This window comes from Paenibacillus sp. J22P15 (genome assembly GCF_056269345.1).
Genome location: NZ_JBWDNT010000047.1, coordinates 1 through 1117 on the forward strand (window position 1 = coordinate 1; position 1117 = coordinate 1117).

The 1117-nt window shown below is 50.2% G+C and carries 2 tRNA genes and 2 rRNA genes; all 4 read right to left on the reverse strand.

The features are described from left to right. Window positions 1-512 (reverse strand): 23S ribosomal RNA (locus AC0YN6_RS30430); the annotation flags it as partial. A gap of 203 nt (window positions 513-715) precedes the next feature. Continuing rightward, a tRNA-Ala gene (locus tag AC0YN6_RS30435) sits at window positions 716-791 on the reverse strand. Between the two features lie 36 nt (window positions 792-827). Beyond that, window positions 828-904, reverse strand: a tRNA-Ile gene (locus AC0YN6_RS30440). Window positions 905-1021: 117 nt separating this feature from the next. After that, window positions 1022-1117, reverse strand: a 16S ribosomal RNA gene (locus tag AC0YN6_RS30445); the annotation flags it as partial.

The following is a 1117-nucleotide window of genomic DNA, read 5'->3' on the forward strand; positions in this document are numbered from 1 at the left end:
ACGGTACTGCTTCACTATCGGTCACCAGGGAGTATTTAGCCTTGGCAGATGGTCCTGCCGGATTCCGACGGGGTTTCTCGTGTCCCGCCGTACTCAGGATCCGTCTCGGAGAGTGCTTGCTTTCGGTTACAGGGCTTTTACCTGCTCTGGCGGGCCTTTCCAGACCTCTTCGCCTACCAAACACTTTTGTAACTCCATGTGAGACGTCCTACAACCCCAAGGAGCAAGCTCCTTGGTTTGGGCTAATCCGCGTTCGCTCGCCGCTACTGACGGAATCACTATTGTTTTCTCTTCCTCAGGGTACTTAGATGTTTCAGTTCCCCTGGTATGCCTCTTACTAACCTATGTATTCAGTTAGTAGTAACTGTCCATTACGACAGCTGGGTTTCCCCATTCGGAAATCCTCGGATCAATGCCTGCTTACGGCTCCCCGGGGCGGTATCGTTGTTCGCCACGTCCTTCTTCGGCTCCTGGTGCCTAGGCATCCTCCGTGCGCTCTTACTAGCTTAACCTATCGTTCCGGTTGATTCGGCTTGTGCGCCGTTTTCATTTTATTTCCCTGATTTCCTAAGAGATCAAGTGGTTGAAACAAAACGAAAAGATGTCGCATCAATCACGAACAACCTTCACTAACAATTAATTCAATGTAGCTAAAGGATGTTTCAGCAATTCTTTTTCTTTCGTTATCCAGTTTTCAAGGTACAAGTGAAATTATTGGTGGAGCCAAGCGGGATCGAACCGCTGACCTCCTGCTTGCAAGGCAGGCGCTCTCCCAGCTGAGCTATGGCCCCAAAGTATAATGGGTACCGACTTCTCAGAGTCGATAATGGTGGGCCTTAGTGGACTCGAACCACCGACCTCACCCTTATCAGGGGTGCGCTCTAACCAGCTGAGCTAAAGGCCCTTGGGTATTCCCTTTGGTCTTCCTGTTGAAAGATGATTAATCTTTCAAAACTGACAACGAGTAAGCGATAAACTGCCAAGTTTATCCGAACCTCATCGGGTCCGGGTATTTCCTTAGAAAGGAGGTGATCCAGCCGCACCTTCCGATACGGCTACCTTGTTACGACTTCACCCCAATCATCTACCCCACCTTCGACGGCTAGCTCCCTTGCGG